The organism is Pantoea sp. BJFS-204 (assembly GCF_049310725.1).
Classification (GTDB): Bacteria; Pseudomonadota; Gammaproteobacteria; order Enterobacterales; family Enterobacteriaceae; genus Pantoea; species Pantoea agglomerans.
The window spans coordinates 175,073-200,621 of the sequence record NZ_JBMOWE010000001.1 but is presented as its reverse complement, the minus strand read 5'-3'; the positions used below and the strand labels follow the sequence as shown (position 1 = coordinate 200,621).

The window sequence follows — 25,549 nt, the reverse complement described above, 5'->3', positions numbered from 1 at the left end:
CCTGATGCATAACAAGGGAGAACTTTATGTCCTCACGCAGAGAGTTGGCAAACGCGATTCGTGCACTGAGCATGGATGCGGTACAGAAGGCAAATTCAGGCCACCCCGGTGCGCCAATGGGAATGGCCGATATCGCCGAAGTGTTGTGGCGCGACTTCCTCCAGCATAATCCGACCAACCCCGCCTGGCTTGATCGCGACCGCTTTATCCTCTCCAACGGCCACGGCTCGATGCTGCTTTATAGCCTGCTGCACCTGAGCGGTTATGACCTGCCGATTGAAGAATTGAAAAATTTCCGTCAGCTGCACTCTAAAACGCCAGGTCACCCGGAAATCGGCTACACCCCAGGCGTTGAAACCACCACCGGCCCGCTGGGTCAGGGACTGGCTAACGCCGTGGGCTTAGCCATTGCAGAACGCACGCTGGCCGCGCAGTTTAACCGTCCGGATCATGAGATTGTCGATCACCACACCTATGTGTTTATGGGCGATGGCTGTCTGATGGAAGGCATCTCGCACGAAGTCTGTTCACTGGCGGGGACCCTGGGTCTCGGCAAACTGATCGGCTTCTATGACCATAACGGTATCTCGATCGATGGCGAGACCGAAGGCTGGTTTACTGACGACACCCATAAACGTTTTGAGTCCTACAACTGGCATGTGATTGGCGATATCGACGGCCATGACGCTGATGCCATTCGTGAGGCGATCAAAGAAGCGCAGAGTGTCACCGATAAGCCTTCACTGATTATCTGCCGCACCATTATCGGTTTCGGTTCGCCGAACAAAGCCGGTAAAGAGGAGTCGCACGGCGCGGCGCTGGGTGAGGCAGAAGTTGCCCTGACCCGCAAACAGCTCGGCTGGAACTATCCGGCGTTTGAGATCCCGGCTGAAATCTACCAGCAGTGGGATGCCAAAGCGGCGGGTGCTGAACGTGAAAAAGCCTGGGATGCAAAATTTGCGGCTTACAAAGAAGCCCATCCAGAGCTGGCGAAAGAGTATGAGCGCCGGATGAATGGCGAAATGCCCGCCAACTGGGAAACCGAAGCGACCCGGTTCATTCAGGAGTTGCAGGCTAACCCGCAGAAAATCGCCAGCCGTAAAGCGTCACAAAACTCGCTGGAAGCCTACGGCAAAATGCTGCCGGAGTTCCTCGGCGGTTCTGCTGACCTGGCACCGAGTAACCTCACCATCTGGTCTGGTTCTAAATCGATCAAAGAGGATCCGGCCGGTAACTATATTCACTACGGCGTGCGTGAATTTGGTATGACGGCGATTGGTAACGGTATCGCGCACCATGGCGGTTTCGTTCCCTACACCGCAACCTTCCTGATGTTTGTCGAATATGCGCGTAACGCCGCGCGTATGGCTGCGCTGATGAAGGCACGACAGATTCTGGTCTACACCCATGACTCCATCGGTCTGGGCGAAGATGGCCCGACGCACCAGCCGGTAGAGCAGATCGCCAGCCTGCGTCTGACGCCAAATATGAGCGTATGGCGTCCGTGCGATCAGGTCGAAACGGCTGTAGCGTGGAAAGCCGCCGTCGAACGTCATCACGGCCCGACTGCGCTGATCCTTTCGCGTCAGAATCTGCTGCAGCCGGAACGTACCCCGGAGCAGATCGAAAACATCAAACGCGGCGGCTACGTGCTGAAGGATTGCGACGGCACACCAGAAGTGATTCTGATCGCAACCGGTTCAGAGATTGAGATCACCCTGGGTGCAGCGGATAAGCTCACTTCAGGCGGTCACAAGGTTCGGGTGGTTTCACTACCTTCTACTGACCTGTTTGATGCGCAGGATGCCGCTTACCGCGAATCCGTACTGCCGAGCGGCGTGAAAGCGCGTGTGGCGGTAGAAGCGGGTATTGCTGACTACTGGTTCAAGTATGTCGGTCTGGACGGTGCGATTGTCGGTATGACCACCTTTGGTGAATCCGCCCCGGCCAGTCAGCTGTTCCCGGAGTTTGGCTTCACGGTTGAGAATATCGTCAGCCACGCTGAAGCATTACTCAAGCCAGTTTAATGCTTATGCCCTTCCCGGCTCACCGGGAAGGGCCATTTCCACTTATAGCCTGATACATAAAAAAAACTCCATTCCCCTCTTCCCGCCCTGCGCAAACTCATTACTATAGAGCCGTCATACTTAATGCTGCCTGTGCGCTGGCTGTCCGTCTGTTCCTGCTGTTGTTCTGCCGGGATAACGCGGTTCTGTCCTGATGCATCCCGATGAGTGAAGGCAGATTTCCTCCGATTTTATAGCGAAGCCACTTCCGTTGAACATGCGCACACCCTATTTACTGGCCCTGATGGTTTCACTGCTTCCATTAAAAAGCATGGCGCAGGTCGCGCCCGATCCACTGCTGGCCTCTCAGATTGTTGATCGCTACGCGGAACATATCTTTTACGGCAGCGGTGCAACCGGCATGGCACTGGTGGCGATTGATGGCAATCAGCGGGTGTTCGCCAGCTTTGGTGAAACCCGTCCCGGCAACAATATCCGTCCGCAGAAAGATTCGCTGATTCGCATCGCCTCGCTGAGTAAGCTGATGACCAGTGAAGTGATGGTGAAGCTGGCTGAGCGCGGACAGATTCGCCTCGACGATCCCCTGAGTAAATATGCGCCGCCGGGTTCACGCGTGCCCACCTACAATGGTCAGCCCATTCGCCTGATCAACCTCTCGACCCACACCAGCGGACTGCCGCGCGAACAGCCAGGCGGCAAAGCGCAGCGTCCGGTATTTGTCTGGCCGACCCGTGGTGAACGCTGGGCGTGGCTGTCACGCGCTAACCTCAAAGCAGCACCGGGCAGCAGTGCCGCCTACTCCAACCTGGGCTACGATCTGCTGGGTGATGCGCTGTCGCGCGCCACCGGCAAACCCTATCCGGCGCTGTTTCAGCAGCTGATTACCCGCCCGCTCGGCATGAAGGACACGACGTTTACGCCGTCGCCTGAGCAGTGCGGACGCCTGATGGTCGCGGAAAAAGGGGCCAGTCCGTGCAATAACACCCTGGCGGCGATTGGCAGCGGCGGCGTTTACTCAACGCCGGATGATATGGGCCGCTGGATGCAGCAGTTCCTTAACTCTTCGGTTAACCACCGCACGCCGCAGATCGATCGACTGCAAACGCTGATCTATCGTCGCGATCAGCTGAGCAAAGTAGAAGGCATGGATGTGCCAGGCAAAGCGGATGCGCTGGGGATGGGCTGGGTCTTTATGGGGCCGAAAAATGGTCGCCCTGGCATTATTCAGAAAACCGGCGGCGGCGGCGGTTTCATCACCTATATGGCGATGGTGCCGCAGCATAACGTAGGGGTATTTGTGGTGGTGACACGCTCGCCGCTGACCCGCTTTACGCCAATGAGCGACGGCGTGAATAATATGCTGGCCGAACTGGTCGGTAATCAGCTTGGCTCACCGATGATGGTGCAGGCGATTCGTTAACGCTGCTGTACGCCACCGTCAGACTGGCTGACCCACAGGGTTGGCCAGTCATCACTGCTGTGCCAGGCATCACAGGTCGACTCCTCCGCATACTCCGCTAACACAAAACGCGTGCCATCAAACTGCCAGCGTGTGGCACTGCCGCAGTCACCCAATCCACGTCCTTTACCAAAGGTGTAGAGCTGGCCGCTGGCCGCATCATATTCGGCGTTAATCAGCTCAAGCTGTCGATCACTGGCACCTGGTGGGGTAAACGGCAGAGTTAAGGTGATGCCGCGCGCGACATACGGCTGGCTGCGCGTCACTTCAAACGCCAGATCGATCACGTTATAAGCCCCCATTTCACAACTCACCAGCAGCAGCGCGCGCTGATCGGTGAGTGGCGCCACGCTGACTTCACGGCGCAGTGGATCGAGTGAGCAGGAGTCGGTATTGACCCGCCAGGTGCCGTAATCAATTAATCCGCTGGTCTCATCGCGCGTCAATGCCGCGGGTGGCTCGACAGCAGGCGGCAGTGGCGGCAGCGCAGGCGGTGGTGGAACATCCCAGCTGGCGCGATCGCCACGTTTGACCCATGCGCTCATGCTGTTGACCCGCCCCTGGGTGTCATCCATCAGCAACAGCGCGGCCTTCATACCGCGCAGGGAGATCAGCGCATTTGGATCGAAAGTGAGCTGAAGGGTTTTCGCCTCCATCACCAGATCAAGAAACTCATCAATTGCGATGGCATTGCTGGTGGCGAGATGATGCGGTTCAACCGTCCAGTGTTTGAGGTCGGGTTTCAGACGGCGCTGATCCAGTAGCAGGTTATCCTGAAGCGAACCGCCAGGCAGCGCGCCACTGTAGGCACTGCCGTAGTCGATTCGCAGCAAGGGGCGATCGTTGACGCCCGCATGCCGCGAAATCGTCATCACTAACCCTTTGTCGCCCGGAATATTGCGCGCCACGCAAAAGGCTTCATTGTTGCAGGTGATTTGCCAGTCGTTGAATGACTTTTGCAACGGTTCCGCCTGAACACAGGCAACCCACAGAGACGGCAACAGCCACAGCGATTTCATCCAATACGACATTAAGAAAATCGATCCCCGAATACCCAGAGTGGAGAGGATAGCGCATCAACGGGCCTGCCAGGGTTCCCATTCTGTGAACCTGTGCAAAAAGCGCAGTTAACTGCTTAAAAAGCGTGCATGAAAAGTGGATGATGTTTCACTTTCCACGCTCAACGCCGTCACGCTGCAACAGGCTAACTGCATGATTTTTTATGGTATCAGCCAGCCAGCAATCTGCGCATGCTGCAACAGCATGACGGTTTTGCCGTCGCGAATGCGGCCATCGGCGACCATTGCCAGTGCATCAGGGAAAGGCAGTTCCAGCACGTCGATCGACTCATCTTCAACGCCGCCGCCCGCATTGTCGCGCAGCGATTCATTATATTCCGCCGCGAAAAAGTGGATCAATTCAGTGACGCCGCCCGGCGACATATAGCAGGAATAGAGTTTCTCCACCTCGCCCACCGCATAACCGGTCTCTTCAATCGCCTCTTTGCGAATGCAATCTTCCGGAGAGTCGTCGTCCAGCAAGCCGGCACAGGCTTCAATTAACATGCCGCCCTCGTTACCGTTGACGTAAGTGGCGATACGGAACTGGCGCGTCAGGACCACGCTGTTCTTTTCGCGGTTATAGAGCAGGATGGTCGCCCCGTTTCCACGATCGTAGACTTCGCGTTTATGGCGGATAACCTCGCCACGACGATCGGTAATCTCATAGGTGTAGTTACGCAGCACAAACCAGTTTTCGGACAGGAGCTTATCTTTGATGATGTTGATCTTAAACGACATGAGGACTCCGCTACCGCATAAAGGGAGCCTTTCATCATAGGGGCAAGCTTGCGGGAAAACTATCTTAATTCTCGCGGTGAATGAGGCGGTTTACGCCAAAAAAAAGCCAGCCCGAAGGCTGGCCTGATTGCTGCAGCGCTTATCAGCGCGAGGTGTCGTCAGCCAGTCGGGTCGGCTGAGGCTCCTCTTCGTGATGATCCTGTTCGGTCTCAGCTATGGCGTGAACACGTTTACGCACGCCAAACCATCCCAGCACCAGCAATACCGCGATCAGCGGAATGGAGGCGATGGTGTAAGTCCCGTTCGGGTAGTCAAACGCCATCAGCACCAGTACGCTGAACAGGAACAGCAGCGTCAGCCATGAGGTAAACGGCGCGCCTGGCAGCTTGAAGCTGACATCATCCGCCTTGCCCTCTTTAATCGCTTTGCGCAGACGCAGCTGACAAACCACGATAAAGGCCCAGGAGGAGATAATCCCCAGCGAGGCGACGTTCAGGACGATCTCAAACACCTGAGAAGGCACATAGTAGTTAAGCACCACACCAATCACATAGACGGCGATGGTCACCAGAATACCGGCATAAGGCACCTGCTGACCGTTCATCTTAGACATGAATTTCGGTGCAGAGCCACCCATCGACATGGAGCGCAGAATACGCCCGGTTGAGTAGAGGCCCGAGTTCAGGCTGGAGAGCGCCGCACTCAGCACCACGATATTCATGATGCTGCCAACGTAAGGCACGCCCAGCTTCGAGAAGAAGGTAACAAACGGACTCTGACCCGCCTGATAGGCGTTCCACGGCAGCAGCAGCACCAGCAGGACCACGGAGCCAACGTAGAACAGGCCGATACGCCAGATCACGCTGTTGATCGCTTTCGGCAGCATGGTTTTCGGGTCTTTACATTCTCCCGCCGCCGTACCTACCAGTTCGATAGAGGCAAAGGCGAACACCACACCCTGAATCAGCACCAGCGCAGGCAGTAAGCCGTGCGGGAACATGCCACCGTTATCGGTGATCAGATGGAAGCCGGTGCTGTTGCCATCCAGCGGTTTGCCGGTGCCAAGGAACACCACGCCCACCACCAGGAAGATCACAATCGCCAGCACTTTCACCAGCGCGAACCAGAACTCCATCTCGGCAAACCACTTTACGCCGATCATGTTCATGGTGCCGACAATCGCCAGCGCGCCCAGGGCGAACACCCACTGTGGCACATCACCAAATGCGCCCCAGTAGTGCATGTAGAGCGCGACGGCGGTGATATCGACGATGCCGGTCATTGCCCAGTTGACGAAGTACATCCAGCCCGCCACGTAGGAGGCTTTCTCACCCAGGAATTCACGGGCGTAGGAGACGAAGCTGCCGCTGCTGGGACGGTGTAACACCAGTTCGCCCAGCGCACGCAGAATAAAGAAGGAGAAGATGCCACACACCAGATAGATGATGGCTAAGGCGGGGCCAGCAGCCTGCAAACGGCCACCTGCGCCCAGGAACAAACCGGTACCGATGGCACCGCCGATCGCAATCATCTGTACGTGACGGTTACCCATCGCCTTCTGGTAGCCGGCGTCATGAGAGTTGAGCCAGCGTCGTTTCGCAGCGCGCATCTCGCCTGGGGTTTTGTTTTTAGATTTCATAGCATTCCTGTTTGTCCTGACTATCAGTCGTCGCCCCCATTTCAGGCGTAATGCCCTGTGAAATGGGGTATTTTCCTCTGTGCGTTTGCCTGTGAGTGAGTGCCAGGCAGCGCGGGAATTTACGGCGATGAATCCTACCCGTTCTGCAAGAACGAAGCAAAATATACCGGGCAGATGCACAGGCTGATTTGTAAGAATCCATCCTGATGCACAAAAACAAAAAAACCGGCCATTTTCAGGCCGGTAAAAGCTACAGGGATGGAAACAGGAGGGTTGGGTTAGCGATAAATCTCTGCGGTGCCGCTCCACAGGCTGGAGTCGCCTGGGTTATCGACACCGATAACGCGGTAATGGCTGGCGCCCATCTCTTCCGCTTTTTGCGACAGCTGGCGATTCGCATCGTCCAGCGAGCCGCGAACACCGGAAACCGAAACGCTACCGATGCTCTGCATACTCTGCGCCTGCGACTGATCGACCGGCGCGGCGGCGAAAGTGGCAAATGAGGCGGTAGCCAGTAATGCGCCCGCCAGGACAGCATTCAGCTTTTTCATTGGATGCTCCTTAATCTGTGATCGGGGTTGAGTTGATGACTGGATGAATTATTAGCGCTGCAATGAAAAGCAACATCGGGACGATGTAAACCTGTTCCTTTTTTAAGCGTTGAACAGCAGCACGTCCTGGGAACTGTCAGTTGCGGTCATTTTATGTGCGATGTGTAACGTCCTGTGCGATAAACAGGGAATGGATCATTTGCGTTACGTTAATGCGCTCTTATAATTCCCGCACTCTCAACAGGGCCATTCATGTGATTGTTAAACGTTCCGTAACTCAAAGCATCGCTCAGGCGCTCAGCGCCATTGTCCTGCTGTCGCTGCTCACCACCGGTCTGGCATTAGTCACGCTCCTGAGCAGCCAGCGCGACGCGGAGGCGATCAATCTGGCGGGTTCACTGCGCATGCAGAGCTATCGCATGGCCTGGGATGCCAGCCGGCAGCCGCAAAATCTGGCTCATCATCTGGCGCGCTATCAGCAAACGCTGGATGCCCCGGTGCTGCAGAAACTTGATCGGCCCTGGGTACCCCGTGAAGTAAGTGTTCGCTATCAACGGCTGCGTGCCGCCTGGCCCTCGCTGCAGCAACAGTTGCAACAGGGCGATACCGTGGCTTATCAGCAGCAGGTGCCGATCTACGTCGGTGAAATCGATCGCTTTGTGCTGGGTCTGCAACGCTATACCGAGTTGAAAATGCATCTGGTGGCCGCCAGCAGCCTGGTGGGGGTCATTGCGATTGTGGCGCTGGCACTGATGACGATTCGCTTTACCCGACTGCAGGTGGTGCGCCCGCTTAATGCGCTTGTCACCGCCAGTCGCTATGTTGAGAGCGGCAACTTTGCTTTTCCGCCGCTGCACGTTGAGCAGCAGAATGAACTGCGGGTGCTGTCGCATGCCTTCAGCGGCATGGCGGCACGGCTGCATTCGCACTACCAGCTGCTGGAAAGCACGGTGCGCGCCAAAACAGAAGATTTAACCCAGGCGAATCGCACGCTGTCGCTACTCTATGACAGCTCACAAATGCTGACCGCCAGCCCGCTGCATCCGGCACTGTTTGAAGCCGTGTTAACCAATGTACTGACGCGCGAGAAACTGACGGCGATCCGGCTCGACAGCGACCAGTTTCAGTTTCGCGCCGGTGATGATCAGGCAGCCGGTCAGTGGCAACGTCTGCCGTTACAGCAGGACGAGCAGCAGATTGGCGAGCTGCGCTGGCAGACAGCTGGTGCCTCGCCTCCGGATGAACTGATGCGCAGCCTGGCGGCGATGCTGGGACGGGCTATCTGGATCTGGCAGGCACAGCAGCAGTATCAGCAGATGCTGCTGATTGAAGAGCGCACGACCATTGCCCGGGAATTACATGACTCGCTGGCGCAATCGCTCTCGTTTTTACGCATTCAGCTGACCCTGCTGCGCCGCGCCGTTGATAAAGACGATAGTGCCGCCCATACCATTATCGCGGACTTCGATCAGGCGCTGGCCGAGGCCTATCGTCAGCTGCGCGAGCTGCTGACCACCTTCCGTCTGACCATTGAGCAGGCGGATCTGGTGGCGGCCATGCAGGCGATGATCGCCTCGCTGCAGGAGAAGAGCAGCGCAGAGATACACTTTAACTATCAGACCGGCCTGCAGAGTCTGGAAGCACAACAGCAGGTGCACGTGTTGCAGATCGTCCGTGAGGCGCTGCTGAATGCGATTCGTCACGCCAGTGCGCAGGTTATCCGGGTGGATTATCAGCACAGTGAAAAAGGTGAGCACTTACTGACGATTACGGATGATGGCGTGGGGATGAACAGCACTGACGAACCGCCGGGCCATTACGGCCTGACTATTATGGCGGAGCGCGCTCAGCGCCTGAGCGGCCATCTGACCCTCCACGCACAGCCACGGGGTACCAGGGTGGAGTTGCGCTTTCCACCGCAACCGGCGCGCCCGCTGGAATAGCAGGCCAGAGCGGGTCTTAATTTATTAAAATAATCTATCGGTTTGCGACCGCGGACTATTCGATACAGAACAGGGTGTTGTCCCTGAACAATACCGTCTGATCTGCCGCAGTCTGAAACCAATGCAACGGAGAAAATATGCAACAGCCCGCATTAACATTGATGATTGTGGATGACCACCCGCTGATGCGCCGCGGTGTCCGTCAGCTGCTGGCGCTGGATCCCCGGCTGGAGGTGATCGCCGAAGCCAGCAACGGCACTGAAGCGCTGGCGGAGGCCCGCCATCAGGAACCGGACATCATTCTGCTCGACCTGAATATGAAAGGCATGTCCGGACTGGATACGCTGAAGGCGCTGCGCCATGAAGGGATCAGTTCGCGCATTCTGGTGCTGACCGTTTCTGACGCCCGCAGCGATATTTTTGCCATGGTGGATGCCGGTGCTGACGGCTATCTGCTCAAGGACAGCGAGCCGGAGGTCCTGCTGGCGCATATCCTGCAGGCATCGCGGGGCGAAAAGGTCTTCAGCGAGGGCGTCACCCGCTATCTGGCTAATCGCCAGCACAGTGCCGATCCTCTGCGTCAGCTCACCGAGCGCGAACGGGATGTGCTGCAGGAGGTGGCGCGTGGCCTGTCGAATAAAGAGGTTGCCGCTATTCTGCATATCTCTGAAGAGACGGTAAAAGTGCACATTCGTAACCTGCTGCGGAAACTGGATGTCCGCTCACGCGTCGCCGCCACGGTGATGTGGCTTGAAAGCCGCAAATAGCCAACGAATTTACATTTTCTCCTCAATTTCTCCACGATTTCCCCCGCTGCCGCACGTAGAGTAAACGGCGGCGGAGAATCATGGCAAAGACCCGCCGAGTTTCCTGCCAGAGCGCCCGTTGCTGGTGGGCCTGACCAACGATAAAAGTAGTGAGGAGTGTCGATTTAATGTCGAATTTCTTTATCGACCGCCCTATCTTTGCCTGGGTTCTGGCGATTCTGCTGTGCCTGTGTGGCACGCTTTCGATTATTTCGCTGCCTATTGAACAGTACCCCGATCTGGCACCGCCCAACGTGCGCATCACCGCTAACTATCCGGGCGCATCCGCCCAGACGCTGGAAAACACCGTTACCCAGGTGATCGAGCAGAACATGACCGGCATCGATAATCTGATGTACATGTCCTCTAACAGCAGCAACACCGGCCAGGCACAGATCACCCTCACCTTTACCGCCGGGACCAATCCCGATGAAGCCCGTCAGCAGGTACAGAATCAGCTGCAATCCGCACTGCGCAAATTGCCACAGGCAGTGCAGTCGCAGGGTGTGACCGTCAATAAAACCGGTGACAGTAATATTCTGATGGTGGCATTCGTTTCAACCGACGGCAGCATGGATAAGCAGGATATTTCAGACTATGTCGCCAGTAATATTCAGGATCCGCTAAGCCGTATTGATGGCGTCGGCCAGGTTGACGCTTACGGCTCGCAATATGCGATGCGTATCTGGCTCGATCCCAATAAACTGATCGCCTATTCGCTGACCACGGAAGATGTGGTCAGTGCGATCCAGTCGCAGAACACCCAGGTTGCCGTGGGTCAGGTGGGTGGCCTGCCGTCGGTAGAGAAACAGGCGCTTAACGCTACGGTCAACGCCCAGTCGATGCTGCAGACCCCTGAGCAGTTCCGGGCGATTACCCTGAAGAACAATCCCGATGGTTCGGTGGTGACGCTGGGCGATGTCGCCAGCGTGGCGCTGGGCGCTGAGAAGTATGATTATCTGAGTCGTTACAATGGCCAGCCCGCGTCAGGCCTGGGGGTGAAGCTGGCATCCGGTGCCAACGAGATGAACACCGATAAGCTGGTGCGGGCGCGCATTGAGGAGCTGTCCCACTACTTCCCGCACGGTCTGGAAGCAAAAATCGCCTATGAAACCTCCCCTTTCGTTAAAGCGTCAATCACAGATGTGGTGAAGACGTTGCTGGAGGCGATTGTGCTGGTATTTGGCGTGATGTTCCTGTTTATGCAGAACTTCCGTGCCACCTTAATTCCTACTATTGCAGTGCCGGTGGTGCTGTTCGGCACCTTCAGCATGCTCTATGCCTGCGGGTTCAGCATCAATACCCTGACCATGTTTGCCATGGTGCTGGCAATCGGGCTGCTGGTGGATGATGCCATCGTGGTGGTGGAAAACGTTGAACGTATCATGCATGAAGAGGGACTCTCGCCGCGTGCCGCCACCCGAAAATCGATGGGCCAGATTCAGGGCGCGCTGGTGGGTATCGCGCTGGTGCTCTCTGCGGTGTTTGTGCCGATGGCGTTTTTCGGCGGCACCGTCGGCGCCATCTACCGTCAGTTCTCAATTACCATTGTGTCGGCGATGGTGCTGTCGGTGCTGGTGGCGATGATCCTGACACCGGCGCTCTGTGCCACGCTGCTCAAACCCGTTTCACAGGGCGAGCAGCCTGAGCGTCGCGGCTTCTTCGGCTGGTTCAATCGTCACTTTAATCGCAATGCTGAACGCTACGAGCGCGGGGTCGCGGGTATCCTGCGCAAGGGCGGTCGCTGGCTGCTGCTCTATCTCGGCATCATCGGCCTGATGGCCTTTCTGTTTCTGCGTCTGCCGACGTCGTTTCTGCCGCTGGAAGATCGCGGCGTATTCCTGACGCAGGTTCAGCTTCCGGCAGGCGCGACGCTTGAGCAAACTGCCAGCGTCGTCGCCAAAGTTGAAAACTATTATCTCACCGAGGAGAAGGCCAACGTGCTGTCGGTCTTCTCCACCATCGGCGCAGGTCCGGGCGGCAATGGACAAAACGTGGCGCGTCTGTTTGTGCGGCTGAAAGACTGGGAAGCGCGGCCCGGTGCCGATCGCACCTCGTTCGCGATTATCGATCGCGCGACGAAGGCATTCCAGAAGATCAAAGAGGGCCGGGTGATTGCCAGCAGCCCGCCAGCCATCACCGGCATGGGCAGCAGCTCCGGCTTTGACCTGCAACTGCAGGATCACGCGGGCGTCGGTCATACCCAACTGATGGCGATGCGTGACAAACTGCTGGAGATGGCGGGCAATGACAACGCGCTGTCGCGGGTACGGCACAATGGACTGGATGACAGCCCGCAGCTGCAGATCGATGTTGATGCACGTAAAGCGCAGGCGCTGGGCGTGTCGCTGGATACCATCAACGACACCCTGACCACCGCGTGGGGTTCCAGCTACGTGAATGACTTCCTGGATCGTGGCCGGGTGAAGAAGGTCTATGTGCAGGCTGCCGCTGAATTCCGCATGCTGCCAGACGACATCAACAAATGGTACGTGCGCAATAGCAGCGGCAAAATGGTGCCCTTCTCCGCGTTTGCCACCAGCCGCTGGGAGACCGGTTCCCCACGTCTTGAACGCTACAACGGCTATTCATCGCTGGAGATTGTCGGCGAAGCGGCCAGTGGCGTCAGCAGCGGCACGGCGATGGATGAGATGGAAAAACTGGTTAATGCCCTGCCGCTGGGCGTCGGGTTCCAGTGGACCGGTGCCTCTTATCAGGAGCGGCTCTCCGGTTCGCAGGCACCGGCACTTTATGCGATTTCGCTGCTGGTGGTCTTTCTCTGCCTGGCCGCGCTGTATGAAAGCTGGTCGATCCCGTTCTCGGTGATGCTGGTAGTGCCGCTGGGCGTGGTCGGGGCGCTGATCGCCACCTGGATGCGTGGGCTGGAAAATGACGTCTATTTCCAGGTTGGCCTGCTGACGGTAGTGGGGTTATCCGCCAAAAACGCCATCCTGATTGTAGAATTTGCTAATGAGATCAACAGCCGTGGACGCGAGCTGGTGGAATCTACGCTGGAGGCATCGCGTCAGCGCCTGCGGCCGATTCTGATGACCTCGCTGGCCTTTATCTTTGGTGTACTGCCCATGGCGATCAGCAGCGGAGCGGGCTCCGGCAGCCAGCATGCCGTAGGAACCGGTGTGATGGGCGGAATGATCTCTGCCACACTGCTGGCGATCTTTTTTGTGCCGCTGTTCTTTGTGCTGGTACGCCGCCGCTTCCCGCTCAAAGAGAAGCCGCTCGACTAAGTAGAGGCGCAAATAAAAAGCGGTCACTGATATCAGTGGCCGCCTTATTTCTGTGTGTGGTAAGAATTCCAGCAAGCGGGATTAACCTGCTTTTTCTTCGCGCGTTACTTGTTGCGTAACATCGCTTCGATAAATTCTTTCCAGGTTCCCATTTCGGTGTCAATCATAATGCCCTCTCTTATTGTGCTGGCAATGTTACGCTCTTTTTTTATACAGGTGAATACGTTTACACCTGTTATATCTATCGGCATACGCCATAAAAACATGAATGTTGCTGGTTTTGCAAGCTGACGCACACTTCAGCAACTCCTTAACCCCGTTGAAAATAATTTATTTTAAACCCAGCGGTAGACTATTTTATCAACATGGCGAAATTCCTAAGCTCTTATTGATAAGCAGGGTAATGGTTAGCTGCGAAATTGATAGCGTTTACCCGATGCCGGACGATGACTTTGCTGCCGTGCTCTGTGGCCCGATTCCCGCGCCTGTGCAGATGCCGCAACGGATCACACTATGGTAAACTCGCACTTTGGCTGCTTTTTTCAGCTTTCACTTCTCACAGGACAATAAGGATCGGGCAATGAGCACGCAGTGGGTGATGTTCGGGATTAAAAATTGCGACACCATAAAAAAAGCCCGGCGCTTTTTAGCAGACGCAGGCGTTGACTATCACTTCCACGACTACCGTGCGGATGGCCTGAACGATGCCCTGCTGCAGGAGTTTATCGATGCACTGGGTTATCAGGCTCTGCTTAACACCCGGGGCACCACCTGGCGTAAATTGCCTGAGAGTGATCGCGACGCGGTTACCGATGCCAGCAGCGCCAAAGCGCTGATGCTGGCGCATCCCGCCATGATTAAGCGTCCGCTGTTGCGCGCCCCGGATGGCGCCCTGCTCGCCGGTTTCAGCGAAGCCACCTATCAGATTGCTATCCAGGAGAAGTCATAATATGTTTTGCCCGGTCATTGAGCTGACGCAGCAGCTTATTCGTCGCCCCTCTCTCAGCCCCGATGATGCCGGATGTCAGGCTCTGCTGATCGCCCGTCTTGAAGCCATTGGCTTTAAGATTGAAACGATGAACATCGACGACACCCTGAATTTCTGGGCCACCCGTGGCGAAGGTGAAACGCTGGCGTTTGCCGGTCACACCGATGTGGTGCCGCCTGGCGATGCCAGTCGCTGGATTAATCCGCCATTTGAACCCACCATCCGCGACGGTATGCTGTTCGGTCGCGGCGCGGCCGACATGAAAGGATCGCTGGCGGCAATGGTGGTGGCTGCCGAACGTTTTGTTGCAGTACGTCCCAATCACCGAGGGCGACTCGCCTTTATGATTACCTCTGATGAAGAGGCCAGCGGGGCCAACGGCACGGTTAAAGTGGTTGAGCGGCTGATGGCGCGCCGCGAACGGCTCGACTATTGCCTGGTCGGCGAGCCCTCCAGCACGGAAGTGGTGGGTGATGTGGTGAAAAATGGCCGTCGCGGCTCAATCACCGCTAACCTGATGGTGCATGGCGTGCAGGGCCACGTCGCCTATCCGCATCTGGCGGATAACCCGGTTCACCGGGCGATGCCCGCGCTGAACGAGCTGGTCGCGACCGAGTGGGATCAGGGGAATGAGTTCTTTCCGGCGACCAGCATGCAGATTGCCAACGTCCAGGCGGGTACCGGCAGTAACAATGTGATCCCCGGCGAGCTGTTTGTGCAGTTTAACTTCCGCTTCAGCACCGAACTCACCGATGAGATGATTCGTCAGCGGGTCGCAGAGCTGCTGGATCGTCACCAGTTGCGTTACACCATTGAGTGGAAACTCTCTGGCCAGCCCTTCCTGACCACGCGCGGTAAGCTGGTTGATGCCGTCGTGAAAGCTGTAGCGCACTATAATGAAATTAAGCCGCAGCTGCTGACCACGGGCGGAACCTCCGATGGCCGCTTTATTGCCCGGATGGGTGCACAGGTGGTGGAACTGGGGCCAGTGAATGCCACCATTCATAAAATCAATGAGTGTGTGAAAGCCTCCGACCTGCAGATGCTGAGCCGGATGTACCAACGCATCATGGAACAACTGATCGCCTGACGGCGGTTTTAAGGAGCAGCAAATGGAATTTATTAAAGATTACTGGTGGATCCTGGTGATCCTGCTGATGGTTGGCGTGCTGATGAACGTTTATAAAGATCTGAAACGCATCGATCATAAAAAATTTATGGATAACAAACCTGACCTGCCGCCGCATCGTGATTTCAACGATAAATGGGATGACGACGACAACTGGCCGAAGAAGAAGTAAACGAAAAAGCCCCTGCTATGCAGGGGCTTTTTTATGGTTCTTCACAAAGTCAGCTCTCATCAGCGTTAAGATCGGGCTTGCGCAGGGGCTTTTTTACATCATCACGATAACATCATCGTCACCCGGTTTTGCGCCGCTTAACGCCTCATCAAAGTAGCGTTTTGGCACCGTATAACGCAGATGATTCAGCGCCAGCTCCATGCTGCGGTGATCGATGGCATGCTCCAGATCGTCAACGATATCCAGGGTAACATCGCCACCGCAGGCGGTCAGCCGATGCTCCGCCTGCTGCGCATGATGCAGCGGGACCTGCTCATCATAATCACCGTGGATCAGGTGAATGGTGGTGCGGGTGCTGGCCTTCTCCGGCAGGGTAATAAACCGGCCATTAAACACCACCGCGCGGCCCGCCAGATCCGGATGCGCCTTAACCCCTTCCAGCACCATACTGCCGCCCTGCGAAAAGCCGATTAACGCTGTCGCTTCCGGCCGCACACCGCTCTTTTTTTGCCAGTGACGCACAGACCCAACAAACTGCGGCATGGCCGCATCAACCCGCTGCTGGACGGTCTGATCGTGCAGGTCGGTTTCGCCGAACCACTGACGACTCGCACCAGGCGAGCCGACGGACACCACCAGCGCGTCGGGAAACGTTCGGGCAAACCAGTTGCCAATCTCGCCCATTGAATCCGGGTTATCGCCAACGCCATGGTAGAGCAGAAACAGCTGTGCTGTGGTAGCAGGCTGTTGAACGATTACATATTTCAGTGTCATGTTGACCTCCTGTGTTCACTCTACGCCGCCTGGCATAAAATCATATGAGGATAATTTGAACCAGCTGGTCGAATTATTTCAACGGCAGGTGCAGCAAGGCTGCATCAACGCCCAGTGTCTGGAGGGCCGCTGCCGCCTGCTGACGCAGCGCTGCGACTAGCGCTTTGCGCCCGCTCACTCCCGCCTGCTGGGCCAGTTCGCCCAGGGCTGTGGGTGTGGCAACCGCCGCGGCCAGCAGCGGTACAGAGGCTGAACTGGCCTGCACCAGACGCTGCAACACCGGCAGGCTCGCTTCCAGTGGCCGCTGCGCCCAGGCAAAACCCGCCGCCAGACGAATATCCTGCGCGGTCAATCCGTCGTCAGTAACCTGATCAAACTGCAGTTCCAGTGCGATATGCTGGCGCAACAGCGGCCAGTCTCGCGCCAGCTGTTCTGCCGCGCGGTGCTGCAATGCCTCACCCGCAGCAGAACAGGGCAACATGGCCATCGCCGCGTAGCAGCCGCTACTGGCTTCGCGCTGACTGCCAATCCGCACCAGGCTAAAGCCACAGGCGCGCCAGAACGCCCAGAGAGATTCAGTGTAGCCGAAGCTGACGGAGAGGTAGTCATATCCGGCTGCCGCACTGGCCGCTGCCGCAACCAGCTGCTGTCCGGTTCCCAGACGACGCCGCTCCGCCGCCACGGCAATACGGCTGATGCGCAGCGAGCGCAATGTCGCCGCCTCAGCCAGACCAGCGTGGGCTGCCAGCGACTGCGCCACCAGATTCCCGCGGGGTCGCCGGGTGCCCGCCCAGACCGCCTGTGCCAGTGCAGGTTCAAGACCGCCCTCTTCCACCAGCCAGAGCGCGCCCTGTAACGCCGGCGCGTCGCCGGCCCGCCACAGCTGCATGCCCGGAGCATCCAGCAGGCGGCGCAGATCAAGTGGCGAGGTACGATAGTGTGCACTGGTCAGCAGACGATACGCGGCCTCCAGCGCGCTGAAATCGTGGCGCTCAACATGATGAGGCGTTACAGGAGAATCGGGTGCGGTCGCGGCGGCATCGTCAAACAGCAGCGCCCGGTTCAGCCACTGCTCCAGCGGATCGAAACGCGACCAGCGCAGCGGCTCATCGAGCGTAAAATAGTTTGCATCAGGAAGCCCGGCGCAGAATTTAAGGATAAACCCGCGCCCGCTTCCTTCGTAGCCCTGTACGGTGGTGGTGAGCAATACGCGGGGATATCGACTGACCAGCGCCTGAAGCAGCGGTGCCGGGATCGCCGCCGCTTCATCCACAATCAGCCATTCCGCCTGCGGTGGCGTCTCCAGCACCAGCAGCGCATCGGGTGCCATAAAGTGAAAAGCGTCAGCGGCGAAGGTGCTCAGCACCTCCGTTGAGGCTTTGGCCGGAGCCGTCACCAGACAATGTCCGTTCAATCGCGCCAGCATACCCGCCAGCGCCGATTTACCGCGTCCGCGGGGCGCGGTCAGCACGGCAACCCCCGATGGCAGCCTCATCAGCTGATCGAGTATCGCCTGCTGCTGCTGCGGTGCCTGACAGTGCCACTGCGGCCAGTCCGGCTGCGCCGGAAACCGGCATGGCTGATGCTGCCGCTCCAGCAGCACCTGGTCATCCGCTAATATCAGCTGTTGCAGGTGGTGAACAAAATAAGGGGTGGCGATGGGTTCAGCGACATCGGCCCAGCGCAGGCTGTCGCTGTCAGGCTGCTGCGCCCACTGTTCCCAGGGCGGCACCAGCAGTAACAGCCAGCTACCGGCGGTGAGCGTGCCAGCCAGCGCAGCGAAAGCGTCGGCATGAAAGCCCTGACGAGCGTCAAACAGAGCATGACGAAATTCACGGCCAAGCAGCGTGCGCACCGCAGCAGGCTGTTTGTGCAGGACCGGCGTTTTATACTGACCCGGCCCTTTATCCGAAGCAGAGAACAGCGGTTCCGGGCTCAACGCCAGCCAGTCGCCGGTCAGCGTTTCACGCCACGCCGCAGCCCGTAGTAAACACCAGGCCGGGTCGCCGCTGATCACCGCCAGACGACGCACACCGGCCTGCTGCATAAGCTGCGTAAGAGGCTGCAGACTCATCAGTTGCTGGCGAAGGTGTTGCACTGTCCTGGATTGCCACCATCAAACCCGCGCTTGAACCAGGTGTAGCGCTGCTCAGACGTGCCGTGGGTGAAGCTGTCCGGCACTACGCGGCCCTGACCTTTCTGCTGCAGGCGGTCATCGCCAATTGCCTCGGCGGCATTCAGCGCTTCCTGCAGATCGCCCGCTTCAAGGATATTTTCCTGCTGCATATAGTGTCCCCAGACACCGGCAAAACAGTCCGCCTGCAGTTCCATTTTGACGGAGAGCTGATTAACCTGCGTCTGGCTGGCACCCTGCTGCATTTCACGCACTTTCGGTTCAATACCCAGTAGTTTCTGGACATGGTGGCCAACTTCATGCGCGACGACGTAGCCCTGGGCGAAGTCACCGTCCGCGCCAAGTTTGGTTTTCATCTCGTCATAAAAAGAGAGGTCGATGTAGACGGTCTGATCGGCAGGACAGTAGAACGGCCCCATGACTGACTGTCCGGTACCACAGCCAGTGCGGGTTGCGCCGCGATACATCACCAGCTTCGGTGCCACATACTGTTTGTTCATCTGCTGGAACAGTTTGCCCCAGGTGTCTTCCGTGGTGGCCAGGATCACCTTCGTAAATTTCGCAGCCTCATCATCATTGGCGCTGACGCTGCGCTGTTGCTGCTGGCTGGTCGGTGCAACTTCGCCGCCTGTCAGCAGTGCGGTCAGGTCGTAACCGTAATAACCCGCGATGGCCACGACAATCAGCAGCACAATACCGCCTTTACCGCGCGGCAGACGAATCTGGCGGCCTCCGCCGCCTAAACCGGACGATTGATCGCGACGGTCTTCTACATTGTCGCTTTCGCGACGCCCTTGCCAGCGCATGCTGTATTCCCTCAGTCATTTTTTCAGATGGCATGATTTTAGTTGTGTGAGGCAGCAATCACCAGCTTTACCCTGAAATGAAAAAAGGAGAGCCGGGGCTCTCCTTTTTCTTTCTGCGCGGCAGGCAAACTCAGTCGAGCTTCACGCCCAGCCGCTGTGCAACCGCTTCATAGGCTTCCACCACGCCGCCGAGGCTCTGGCGGAAACGGTCTTTATCCATTTTATCCAGCGTCTCTTTGTCCCACAGGCGCGCACCGTCTGGCGAAAACTCATCGCCCAGCGTCACTTCGCCGTTAAACAGACCAAACTCCAGTTTGAAGTCGACCAGAATCAGACCCGCATCGTCGAACAGTTTGCTCAGCACCTCGTTGGCTTTAAAGGTCAGCTCCTGCATCCGCGCCAGGTTCTGTTTGCTGACCCAGCCAAAGGTTTCGCAGTAGGATTCATTGACCATCGGGTCATGCTTTGCATCATCTTTCAGGAAAAGATCAAACAGCGGCGGATTGAGCACAATGCCCTCTTCCACGCCCAGACGTTTTACCAGCGAGCCTGCGGCGCGGTTACGTACCACGCACTCTACCGGCACCATCTCCAGCTTCTTCACCAGCGCTTCAGTATCTGACAGCAGCGCTTCCATCTGGGTCGGGATACCCGCTTCCTGCAATTTAGTCATGATAAAATGGTTAAACTTGTTGTTAACCATTCCCTTGCGATCAAATTGCTCGATTCGGGCGCCATCACCTGCTGACGTATCGTTGCGGAATTCGAGTATCAGCAGATCCGGGTTATCGGTGCTGTATACGGTTTTCGCTTTACCGCGATACAACTCAGCTCGCTTTTGCATCTTGTTCACTCCAGACTTGAAATAACGGGTGTTCAGCGGCCAGTGCCGCTGCGGCGATTGCCTTGACGCAATCGTTTACTTCGCCGCGCGCTATTATGCCAAAAACAAAATAAAAAGGCCGGAGAATCTCCGGCCTTGGGCAACTTTATTTGTTCAGCGCCGCCTGGAACACGGCCACCAGCGCATCGTTCTGCGACTGGGTCAGCACATGCCCTTTCGGGTCGATGAATTGCAGACTGGTGCGGTTGTCGAGATCGCCGACCTGCACTTTGTAATCACCGTTTGGTAATTCCGGATCTTTCGCACCGACTGAATCCCAGTCGCTGCTGCTCAGTGACTTGTAGGTCACCTTCATGCTGCCAGTTGAGCGGGTCGTGTCGGTCACTTCCATCCCGACGCGTTTCATTGCATCAGGCAGACGCTGCCATGCCACGTTGTATGGCGTACGCAGGATCAGCAGTGGCAGGCCGGTATCATCTGCACCGCTCTGCACATCAATGGCCCCATTCACCCGACCAGAGGCCGCGTTTTCACTCGCCGTATCAATCTTGTCCATACCGGTGCTGATGTCATTCAGCATCTGCGCGGTGTAACGCTGGATCTGCACAGGTGAGGTAATGGTTTTACCATCCTGCTGCAGCTCCAGCAGACGAACGGTTAACTGCTGCTGATAGCTCTGCGACTGCACGCTGATCTGGTAGCGGCCACGATACTGCTGATCTTCATCAGCGCGGTTCCACTGCACCCAGTCCGTCGTCAGCTGCTGGCCTGCGTCATTACGGGAGGCAATCGGGAATTTGTATGACTGCACCACGTTGACGACCTGCGACCAGACTGAACCGCGGCTGTTATCAATCATCAGCGCGCCGGTATTGTTGCTGAACTGTGCGCGGGTGCCGTTCATCAGCGCCAGCGGCTGGGCTGGCGGACGGATGTCGAGCTGCTTGCCGGTGGGTGCCTGACTGGTCGTGCGCGGCACGTCGAAATCACCACGCTGCACCGGTAGGATCATTCCGGCAGGCGCTTTCAGTTCATTTAACTGACTGGCTTCAAGATAAGATTCGTCACCGCTGACCTGGCGCTTATAACGCTGATCGCTTGAACAGGCCGACAACAGCATCAGGGTAGAAAGCCCCACCACTGTGGCTACTGTTGACCGCTTTACTGAGTAATTCATTCAAACTCCCTAAATTATCGCAAACCCGCTTTCACCAGCGCCTGCTCCACTTTCGGCTGGCCGGCTGCAGTCAGTGGCGTCATTGGCAGACGCAGCGTGTCGTTAGCGATTAATCCTAGCTGTTTCGCAGCCCATTTCACCGGGATAGGATTGGGTTCACAGAAAAGCGTCTGGTGCAGATGCATCAGACGCTGATTCAGGCGGCGTGCCTCGACGAAATTGCCCTGCTGTGCGAGTTGACACAGTTCGACCATTTCGCGCGCAGCCACGTTGGCCGTCACCGAAATAACGCCTTTACCGCCCAGTTGCATAAAGTCCAGCGCAGTCGCGTCATCGCCACTCACCAGAATGAAATCTTCATTAACCAGCTCTTGGATCTGACTAACCCGCGATAAGTTCCCGGTTGCCTCTTTGATTCCGATAATATTTTTGATTTCGGCCAGGCGGGCAACGGTTTCCGGCAGCATGTCACAACCGGTACGCGAGGGAACGTTATACAGCATCTGTGGCAGGCTGGTGCTATTCGCAATCGCTTTAAAGTGCTGGAACAGCCCTTCCTGCGTCGGACGGTTGTAATATGGGGTCACGGTCAGGCAACCCACAACGCCGGAATTTTCAAAACGCTTAGTCAGAGAGATGCCTTCAGCGGTGGCGTTTGCCCCGGTTCCGGCAATCACCGGAATACGGCCATCGGCCAGTTCCAGGGTCAGCATCACCACATCACCATGTTCTTCATGGCTCAGGGTAGCAGATTCGCCTGTGGTGCCGACGGAAACGATCGCCGCGGTGCCGCTGGCGACGTGATAATCAATCAGTTTTTTCAGACTCGACCGGCAGACATTACCGCTGTCATCCATTGGCGTAACGAGTGCAACAATACTTCCCGTAAACATTGGCGATCCCCTCGACAAACAAGTGCTTCATGGTACGTTTTACACTTAGGGAAAAGCAAGCCAGCCACGCCATTCCCGCGCTTGTCAGCAGTTTTTTTTATGTTTACCTTATGGTTATTAGCGAAAGCAGAGGAAAAGCCATTTTGCCGCAATCTCAGCCCCATCATCTGGTGATCACCGCGCTCGGTGTTGACCGTCCGGGTATCGTCAACACCATTACCCGACACGTCAGCAGCTGCGGTTGCAATATTGAAGATAGCCGTCTTGCCATGCTTGGGGATGAGTTCACCTTTATCATGCTGCTGTCGGGCAGCTGGAACGCGATCACGCTGATTGAATCGACCCTGCCATTGAAAGGGGCAGAGCTGGAACTGCTGATCGTCATGAAGCGCACCAATGCCCGGCTCCGTCCGCCGATGCCCGACACCGCGTTCATTCAGGTTGAGGTGGCTGATTCGCCGCATATTATTGAACGCTTTACCGATCTTATCGATAAGCATCAGATGAATGTGGCCGAACTGGTGTCGCGCATTACGCCAGCGCAACACAATTTGCCCCCTACGCTCTATATTCAAATGACCGCTCACAGTCCGACGCGAACCAGTGGCACCCCGTTTGAGCAGGCGTTTAATACCCTGTGTCAGGAGCTGAATGCTCAGGGAACGCTGCGCCTTTACAGTGTGTCAGATGCCGACAGCAGCGAATCTGTCAGCGCGGTACGCTAAGCTTTGGTCAATTAACCGGAGTTATTTCTCCACATTACTGCCACTGAAAGGTGACCGGCTATGTGGTGAAATACCCCCTGATGGTAATTTTCCCTCTGGCCGTTTCTGACCGGATGGTGTATTACCCACAGCCTGAATAAGAAAATGGAGAGATGTAATGAATCCACTGAAAGCCGGAGATACTGCACCCGCATTTAGCCTGCCCGATCAGGACGGCGAACACGTGAATCTGACCGACTTCCAGGGACAGCGCGTTCTGGTGTACTTTTACCCGAAAGCGATGACACCAGGCTGCACCGTGCAGGCGTGCGGTCTGCGTGACAACATGGATGAGTTGAAAAAAGCGGGCGTGGAAGTGCTGGGCATCAGCACCGACAAACCGGAAAAACTGTCAAAGTTTGTCGAAAAAGAGCTGCTGAACTTTACCCTGCTCTCCGATGAAAACCATGAAGTCTGCCAGGCGTTTGGCGTCTGGGGTGAAAAAACGTTTATGGGGAAAACCTATGACGGCATTCATCGCATCAGCTTCCTGATAGATGCTGAGGGCAGGATCGAAAAAGTGTTTGATAACTTCAAGACCTCGAATCACCACGACATGGTGCTGGATTACGTCAAGTCAGCCTGATGTTGAGGGGCGCGGTAGCCTTAACGCCGCGCCCTGCTTAACTTCCCCTTCCCCACCCATTTTTATCCTGCCGTTGCGAAACACTGTGAGTTAACGCGATTACGCGGCGGCCACGATAACGCAGTTGCGCCCGGCATTTTTCGCCTCATAGAGTGCCGCATCCGCCTGTTTTAAACTGCCTTCCAGCCCGACATCCTGCGAACCATTCCAGGCCGCGACGCCGATAGACAAGGTAATGCGTCCCACGTCGGTGAGCCAGGCTTCTGCAATACCCAGTCGCACGCGCTCGGCGATAATCTGCGCCTCATCCAGCGCCGTTCCCGGCAGCAGCATCAGAAACTCCTCTCCGCCGTTGCGGCACACCACATCAGAGTGACGGGCACTGGCACGCAGCGTGCTCGCCACCTGCTGAATCACCCGGTCGCCCACATCGTGGCCCCAGCTATCGTTGACGTTTTTAAAGTGATCGATATCCAGCGCCAGCACCGAGAAAGGCTGGCGTAGCGTGCGGTAGTACTCCAGTACCGCATTAAGACCACGCCGATTCAGCAACTGAGTCAGGGGGTCGGTCTGGGCTTCCGAACTCAGACGACCGATTTTGTCCTGCACCAGTCCGATGCCGGTGAGCAGCGCGCGCTTGACCTGCGCCGCCTCAAAATACCAGGCACTGATGCCGCCAATCTCTTTTGATACGCCCTGCGCATCCATCCGGCTGGCTTTGCGGGCCAGCTGGAACAGTGGTCGGGCAATCAGCCGTGCCAGCCCTAACGCAACCAGCAGGGTCAGCAGTGCGAACGGCACCGAGTTTTTCAGGACTTTCATTAACAGGCCTGAAAGCGGGTTCAGCGTGACGTTAATCGGCTTCAGCGCCACCACCGTCCAGCCGGTAGTCGGGACGACGGCATAGCCCGCCAGCTGCGTGGACTCACCTGCACCCGCAAGCATCAGCGAGCCATTGGTCTGCTCGTCACGCGGACTGACGATGGCGGGCAGAACTTTACCAATCAGCTGACGATTCTGGTGATACAACACCTCATTATTACTGTCGAGCACATAGACCGTGGTGCCATCACGGTAGAATTGTTCACCCAGTAGCGCATTCAGAATGCTTTTTTTCTTCAGATAGATCGTGCCGCCGATGTAGCCCAGATAGTCGCCATCGGGACTCCAGATTGGCCAGGAGACAAACACCAGCAGATTATTGGCTGCAGAAAGGGTCGGTTTACTGATGATCGGCTGCCGCAGCGTCAGCGCTTCGCGGGAGGCGTCGCTGGTGACACGCATCCCTTTCAGCGTCAGGGATTCGGGCGAGATCGCTTTGATCGCGCCCTGCTCATCCACCACGGCCACCGAGTTGAAACTGGTAGTCTGCTCACGCAGACGATTGACTTCGCTATTCAGCAGTCCTTCATTATTAAAGTCACGGCTTAGCTGATTGGCGCTGTAGTGCAACTGTGACTGCGCCAGCTGGAAGAAAATTTCACTGGTTGAGGCCAGCTTGGCGGCATAGGCCCGGTTAGCCTCAAGCGTGGTGTCAATCAGCACCTGGCGCTGCACCCGCCAGGTGGCGTAGAGCGTATTCGCGAGCGTGATAACAATGCTGACAATCACCAGCAGGGCGATCAGATTGCGCAAGTCGGCCTTGGGCCGAAAGAGCTTTAACATGGCGTCGCCGCCCCGGAGAAGAGTGTCATGTCGTGAATGCCTGATTATTTTTTTAATGTGTGCCAGAAGCCCTGATAGCCGGGCTTAAGTCTACACTGTGTCGGCATTTTTGAGCAGCATTAAGACAAATATCACCCCGCTTAATACA

The 25,549-nt window shown here is 56.8% G+C and carries 22 protein-coding genes; 10 read left to right on the top strand and 12 right to left on the bottom strand.

All coding sequences use genetic code 11. The features are described from left to right. The first annotated feature begins 26 nt into the window (after positions 1-26). Entirely contained in the window at positions 27-2,027 is a 2,001-nt protein-coding gene (gene tkt, locus ACO6VX_RS00900; RefSeq protein ID WP_010259958.1) for a transketolase, read from the top strand. 256 nt (positions 2,028-2,283) lie between these two features. Next, the gene (gene ampH / locus ACO6VX_RS00895; protein WP_033772869.1) at positions 2,284-3,447 is read left to right on the top strand and encodes a D-alanyl-D-alanine-carboxypeptidase/endopeptidase AmpH; all 1,164 of its coding nucleotides are present in this window, start codon (positions 2,284-2,286) and stop codon (positions 3,445-3,447) included. On the opposite strand, the gene ACO6VX_RS00890 is transcribed toward ampH, so the two are convergent. The 4 genes from ACO6VX_RS00890 to ACO6VX_RS00875 all read right to left on the bottom strand — a co-directional run bounded on the left by ACO6VX_RS00890 (position 3,444) and on the right by ACO6VX_RS00875 (position 7,475). Further along, complete coding sequence (locus ACO6VX_RS00890) at positions 3,444-4,517, bottom strand: DUF1176 domain-containing protein (protein WP_010259965.1); 1,074 nt, start codon at positions 4,515-4,517, stop codon at positions 3,444-3,446. The two genes, ampH and ACO6VX_RS00890, sit on opposite strands and share 4 nt — an antisense overlap. Before the next feature lie 189 nt (positions 4,518-4,706). Continuing rightward, on the bottom strand, positions 4,707-5,285 hold the full coding sequence (gene nudK / locus ACO6VX_RS00885; protein WP_422457435.1) for a GDP-mannose pyrophosphatase NudK: 579 nt from the start codon (positions 5,283-5,285) through the stop codon (positions 4,707-4,709). A 142-nt stretch (positions 5,286-5,427) separates the two neighbouring features. Next, a complete protein-coding gene (ansP, locus tag ACO6VX_RS00880) occupies positions 5,428-6,924 on the bottom strand; it encodes an L-asparagine permease (RefSeq protein WP_010259970.1) in 1,497 nt (498 codons plus the stop codon). A gap of 278 nt (positions 6,925-7,202) precedes the next feature. Beyond that, positions 7,203-7,475: a DUF1471 domain-containing protein gene (locus tag ACO6VX_RS00875; RefSeq protein WP_010671356.1), complete on the bottom strand. Its 273-nt coding sequence runs from the start codon at positions 7,473-7,475 to the stop codon at positions 7,203-7,205. Positions 7,476-7,729: 254 nt separating this feature from the next. Here ACO6VX_RS00875 and narQ point away from each other — a divergent pair, with 254 nt between their 5' ends. From narQ to acrD, 3 genes are all read left to right on the top strand, one after another. Continuing rightward, entirely contained in the window at positions 7,730-9,418 is a 1,689-nt protein-coding gene (gene narQ, locus ACO6VX_RS00870) for a nitrate/nitrite two-component system sensor histidine kinase NarQ (protein WP_029519734.1), read from the top strand. 137 nt (positions 9,419-9,555) lie between these two features. Next, positions 9,556-10,185: a two-component system response regulator NarL gene (gene narL, locus ACO6VX_RS00865; RefSeq protein WP_010259976.1), complete on the top strand. Its 630-nt coding sequence runs from the start codon at positions 9,556-9,558 to the stop codon at positions 10,183-10,185. A 167-nt stretch (positions 10,186-10,352) separates the two neighbouring features. Then, positions 10,353-13,469, top strand: a complete 3,117-nt coding sequence (gene acrD / locus ACO6VX_RS00860; protein WP_422457433.1) for a multidrug efflux RND transporter permease AcrD — start codon at positions 10,353-10,355, stop codon at positions 13,467-13,469. A gap of 104 nt (positions 13,470-13,573) precedes the next feature. Here acrD and ACO6VX_RS00855 read toward each other — a convergent pair whose 3' ends face one another. Further along, entirely contained in the window at positions 13,574-13,765 is a 192-nt protein-coding gene (locus ACO6VX_RS00855; protein ID WP_010259981.1) for a hypothetical protein, read from the bottom strand. A gap of 284 nt (positions 13,766-14,049) precedes the next feature. On the opposite strand from ACO6VX_RS00855, the gene ACO6VX_RS00850 reads away from it, so the two are divergent. From ACO6VX_RS00850 to ACO6VX_RS00840, 3 genes are read left to right on the top strand one after another with little or no spacing between them, the layout of a single operon-like run. Next, positions 14,050-14,418, top strand: coding sequence for an ArsC family reductase (locus tag ACO6VX_RS00850; protein ID WP_033772387.1), 369 nt, complete (start codon positions 14,050-14,052; stop codon positions 14,416-14,418). Between the two features lies 1 nt (position 14,419). Next, positions 14,420-15,547 carry a succinyl-diaminopimelate desuccinylase gene (gene dapE / locus ACO6VX_RS00845; protein ID WP_010671351.1) on the top strand — a complete coding sequence of 376 codons (1,128 nt, stop codon included), beginning with the start codon at positions 14,420-14,422 and terminating at the stop codon, positions 15,545-15,547. Between the two features lie 22 nt (positions 15,548-15,569). Next, positions 15,570-15,758 (top strand): YpfN family protein, encoded by a 189-nt coding sequence (locus ACO6VX_RS00840; protein WP_003848800.1) that lies wholly within the window; start codon positions 15,570-15,572, stop codon positions 15,756-15,758. A gap of 93 nt (positions 15,759-15,851) precedes the next feature. On the opposite strand, the gene ypfH is transcribed toward ACO6VX_RS00840, so the two are convergent. The 6 genes from ypfH to dapA all read right to left on the bottom strand — a co-directional run bounded on the left by ypfH (position 15,852) and on the right by dapA (position 22,386). Continuing rightward, positions 15,852-16,532, bottom strand: coding sequence for an esterase (gene ypfH, locus ACO6VX_RS00835; RefSeq protein ID WP_010671350.1), 681 nt, complete (start codon positions 16,530-16,532; stop codon positions 15,852-15,854). Positions 16,533-16,605: 73 nt separating this feature from the next. After that, positions 16,606-18,606 carry a tRNA(Met) cytidine acetyltransferase TmcA gene (locus ACO6VX_RS00830; protein ID WP_422457431.1) on the bottom strand — a complete coding sequence of 667 codons (2,001 nt, stop codon included), beginning with the start codon at positions 18,604-18,606 and terminating at the stop codon, positions 16,606-16,608. Next, positions 18,606-19,472, bottom strand: a complete 867-nt coding sequence (locus tag ACO6VX_RS00825; RefSeq protein ID WP_010259999.1) for a neutral zinc metallopeptidase — start codon at positions 19,470-19,472, stop codon at positions 18,606-18,608. Before ACO6VX_RS00825 ends, ACO6VX_RS00830 begins: the two co-directional genes overlap by 1 nt. 130 nt (positions 19,473-19,602) lie before the next feature. Continuing rightward, the gene (gene purC, locus ACO6VX_RS00820) at positions 19,603-20,316 is read right to left on the bottom strand and encodes a phosphoribosylaminoimidazolesuccinocarboxamide synthase (RefSeq protein ID WP_010260002.1); all 714 of its coding nucleotides are present in this window, start codon (positions 20,314-20,316) and stop codon (positions 19,603-19,605) included. Positions 20,317-20,461: 145 nt separating this feature from the next. Next, positions 20,462-21,493 carry an outer membrane protein assembly factor BamC gene (bamC, locus tag ACO6VX_RS00815; protein WP_010260005.1) on the bottom strand — a complete coding sequence of 344 codons (1,032 nt, stop codon included), beginning with the start codon at positions 21,491-21,493 and terminating at the stop codon, positions 20,462-20,464. Between the two features lie 14 nt (positions 21,494-21,507). Continuing rightward, positions 21,508-22,386, bottom strand: a complete 879-nt coding sequence (dapA, locus tag ACO6VX_RS00810; protein ID WP_010260008.1) for a 4-hydroxy-tetrahydrodipicolinate synthase — start codon at positions 22,384-22,386, stop codon at positions 21,508-21,510. 143 nt (positions 22,387-22,529) lie between these two features. Here dapA and ACO6VX_RS00805 point away from each other — a divergent pair, with 143 nt between their 5' ends. Together ACO6VX_RS00805 and bcp are read left to right on the top strand one after the other, a co-directional pair. Continuing rightward, positions 22,530-23,111: a glycine cleavage system transcriptional repressor gene (locus ACO6VX_RS00805; protein ID WP_010260011.1), complete on the top strand. Its 582-nt coding sequence runs from the start codon at positions 22,530-22,532 to the stop codon at positions 23,109-23,111. Between the two features lie 157 nt (positions 23,112-23,268). Further along, complete coding sequence (bcp, locus tag ACO6VX_RS00800) at positions 23,269-23,736, top strand: thioredoxin-dependent thiol peroxidase (protein ID WP_010260016.1); 468 nt, start codon at positions 23,269-23,271, stop codon at positions 23,734-23,736. Positions 23,737-23,835: 99 nt separating this feature from the next. On the opposite strand, the gene ACO6VX_RS00795 is transcribed toward bcp, so the two are convergent. Further along, positions 23,836-25,401 carry a sensor domain-containing diguanylate cyclase gene (locus ACO6VX_RS00795; protein WP_061703708.1) on the bottom strand — a complete coding sequence of 522 codons (1,566 nt, stop codon included), beginning with the start codon at positions 25,399-25,401 and terminating at the stop codon, positions 23,836-23,838. Between the last annotated feature and the right edge of the window lie 148 nt (positions 25,402-25,549).